Raw genomic sequence first — 3,192 nt, forward strand, 5'->3', positions numbered from 1 at the left:
CGATGTCCAGCGGCGCGCCGAGCGCCTCGCGCCCCTCGTCGGGGCCGGCCGGGCCGAGCACCACCCGGGCCCGGGTGGTGGTGCGGACGGTGGCGGTGAGCCGGTCCCGGGCGGCGAGGTCGTCGGCGACCACCACGGTGACCCGGGCGGCCCGACCGTGCCGCAGCGGGAGCTCCAGCAGATCCTGCGGGTCGGGGCGGCCCTCGGCCTGGGCGAGCTCGCTCAGCTCGGTCGGGTGGTCCAGCAGCAGCCACAGCGGCCGGGTGACGTCCTCGGGCGGGGCGGTGCCGGCGTGCCGGGCGGCGTTGAGCGCGGCGAGCCGGCGCTCGGTCTCGCCGACGGCCCAGTCCAGGGCGGCCAGCGCGCCGTGCAGGCTGGTCTCCACGGTGTGCACGCCGGGCCGGTTCACCAGGCAGGCGTGCTCGCCGGTGCCCGCGCCGTCGACCACCACCAGGTCCGCGTACGGGAGCGCCTGGAGGGCGACCGAGCGCAGCAGGCTGGAGGTGCCGTAGCCGGTGACGCCGAGCACCAGCAGGTGCGGCTCGGAGGAGCGCGGGCCGGTGCGCCAGACCACCGGCGGCTGCTGGACGGTGGTGCCGCCCCGGGTGACCGGGATGGTGCGGGCGGTGCCGTCCTCGTCGGTGAAGCCCAGCACGATCTCGCCGGGGGCGGCCACGAAGCGCTGGGCGGCGATGTCGGTGGGCAGCGGGGCGAGCGCGGTGATCCGCAGCCGGTTGGACTCCTCGTCCCAGTCGAAGCGGTACTCGCGGGCCCGGCCGGCCTTGCCCTGGACCACCTGCTCGATCCGGGCCCGGGAGGACGGCTCGGTGTCGGTGAAGTAGGCCGGGTAGCTCATCTCCAGCCGGGAGAGCCGGCCCTCGCGGTCGAACTCCCACGCGCTGAAGGCGCTCTTGTAGGCGCCCTCGAAGTGGTACAGCGGGTTGGCGTCCTCGGGGCCGCACAGGTACGGGGTGAGCGCCGCGTAGAGGGCGGCGAGCTTGACGTCGGCGGCGTCCGGCGCGGGCGGTGCGGGTGCCGCCTTGGGGGCCCGGCCGGCCCAGGCGGCGCTGGCCATCAGGGCGATCAGGGCGAACAGCAGGCCGTGCGGCAGCAGGTAGACGCCGATAAGCAGGGCGGCGGTCAGGAACAGCGTCGGGCCGCGGCGCTCCTTGGGGGTCTCCTGCCAGCGGGACCTGGCCCAGTCGACGTGGTGGCGCAGGCCGCGGCCGATGACGGAGAGCGGGGCGAACATGTCGGAGGCGTGGTCCCCGGCGGTCCGGGCGATCGTGCGGCCCTTGCTGAGGTGGCGGTGGAGCGGCATTCCTTGACTCCCCGGGCGGTGGGACGGGTGGGGTGGGCGCGGTGGGGAACGACGGGGCCCGGGGCGGTGTGGGATCCGCGCCCGGGCCGGTACGGCGGGGGAGGAGGTGGCGGCTAGAACCTGATGCCGCTGAGCAGGCTGGCGAGGCTCGCGCCGCCCGCGGTGATGCTCGGCGCGATCGAGGAGCCGGCGATGTAGAAGCCGAAGAGGGCGCAGACGATGGCGTGGGAGACCTTTAGTCCGTCCCGGCGGAAGAAGAGAAAGGCGATGGTGCCGAACAGGACGATGCCGGAAATCGAGAGGATCACGTTCCGCTCCTCAGGAAGTGGGGACAAGCAGGGGTGTTACGGAAAGTGCACTAATCGTGACAAAAAGTAATAGATGATGGAACGGTGCAAATGGGTGGTTCTGCCGTTCAATACCGTTCCGGCGGCCGGGTGGCGGTATGCGCACCGGCCGGGGTGGGGGCCGGGCCGCGCGGGGATTCGGTGCGCCCAGGCATTCCCGGGCGGCGGGTGGGAAGTTTCCGGGGGGTCCCGGAAGTTCGCTCGAATGGCTGCGCAACGCGCGCGGTCGCGTGTCGTGGCGGGAGCGGGCCGTCATCCGGATCCCGGACGTCCGCTGGCCCGTCGCGGCGCCGGCCGCTACCGTGCCCTGGGCGCAGCCCCGAGACCGCCCGACGACCCGACCGGAAAGGCCGCCCGCCATGACCGACGCCGCCAGCCAGCAGCCCGCCGACGCCCCCGACGCCGAGGTGATCGCGCTCGCCGGGAAGCTCTTCGACGCCGCCCGGGCCGGGGAGACGGACACCCTGTCCGCCTACCTGGGGGCCGGTGCCCCGGCCGACCTCACCAACGACCGCGGCGACACCCTGGTGATGCTCGCCGCCTACCACGGCCACGCCGCCACCGTCGCGGAGCTGCTCCGGTACGGCGCCGACCCGAACCGCGCCAACGACCGCGGCCAGACCCCGCTGGCCGGTGCCGTCTTCAAGGGCGCCACGGACGTGCTCGACGTGCTGCTGGCCGGCGGCGCCGACCCCCGGGCCGGCGTCCCGAGCGCCGTGGACACCGCCCGGATGTTCGGCAAGGACGAGCTGGTCGCCCGGTTCGAGGTCCGCTGAGCGGGGATCGTAGGCTTTTTCACCATGAGTACCAGCACCGCCCAGGACACCGGCACCGTCGAGTTCCGTGTCACCGGCTACGCCCACCCCGACGCCCAGGCCCTGTCGGCGGAGGTGCAGCAGGAGTACGTGCGCCGCTACGGCGACCCGGACGAGACCGTCCTGCACCCCGAGGACTTCGAGGCGCCGGCCGGCCTGTTCATGATCGCCTACCTGGACGGCCGGCCGGTCGGCTGCGGCGGCTGGCGGGCCAAGCAGGCCGGCCCGGACGGCCTGCGCGACGGTGACGCCGAGCTGAAGCGGATGTTCGTGGTCCCCGACGCCCGCGGCCGCGGCCTGGCCCGCGCGGTGCTGCGCCGCCTGGAGCGGACCGCGGTCGAGGCCGGGCGCACCCGCTTCATCCTGGAGACCGGCACCGAGCAGCCCGAGGCCATCGCGCTGTACCAGTCCGAGGGCTACGCCGCGATCCGGAAGTTCGGCATCTACAAGGACCACCCGCAGAGCGTCTGCCTCGGCAAGGAACTCGCTCCGGCGGTCTGAGCCGCGGCCGCGCGGGGAAGGCTCCCGTCGGCCCGAGGAGGGGGACGGATGAGCCGCCGAGCGACTGGACCCGACGCACCCGGAGCCGACCGGCTCCCCGGCCTGGCCGCGCCCGGCGGGGAGCTGGACCGGCTGGTCGAGGACGGCGCGCGCACCGTCGGGGCGGGTGCCGTCTGGGCCGTCGGCGACGCCGGCGGCGCGCTCGGCG

Annotated in this window: 4 protein-coding genes; 2 read left to right on the top strand and 2 right to left on the bottom strand. The window is 74.8% G+C overall.

The features are described from left to right. Together AE652_RS38420 and AE652_RS38425 are read right to left on the bottom strand one after the other, a co-directional pair. On the bottom strand, positions 1-1,321 hold a 1,321-nt coding region (locus AE652_RS38420; RefSeq protein ID WP_049660045.1), incomplete at its 3' end, for a membrane protein. 113 nt (positions 1,322-1,434) lie between these two features. Continuing rightward, positions 1,435-1,629, bottom strand: a complete 195-nt coding sequence (locus AE652_RS38425; RefSeq protein ID WP_049660046.1) for a hypothetical protein — start codon at positions 1,627-1,629, stop codon at positions 1,435-1,437. Between the two features lie 398 nt (positions 1,630-2,027). On the opposite strand from AE652_RS38425, the gene AE652_RS38430 reads away from it, so the two are divergent. Together AE652_RS38430 and AE652_RS38435 are read left to right on the top strand one after the other, a co-directional pair. Next, complete coding sequence (locus AE652_RS38430) at positions 2,028-2,444, top strand: ankyrin repeat domain-containing protein (RefSeq protein WP_049660049.1); 417 nt, start codon at positions 2,028-2,030, stop codon at positions 2,442-2,444. Between the two features lie 24 nt (positions 2,445-2,468). After that, positions 2,469-2,984: a GNAT family N-acetyltransferase gene (locus AE652_RS38435; protein ID WP_049660050.1), complete on the top strand. Its 516-nt coding sequence runs from the start codon at positions 2,469-2,471 to the stop codon at positions 2,982-2,984. Positions 2,985-3,192 lie beyond the last annotated feature (208 nt).

The sequence above is a fragment of the Kitasatospora sp. MY 5-36 genome (assembly GCF_001182915.1).
Classification (GTDB): Bacteria; Actinomycetota; Actinomycetes; order Streptomycetales; family Streptomycetaceae; genus Kitasatospora.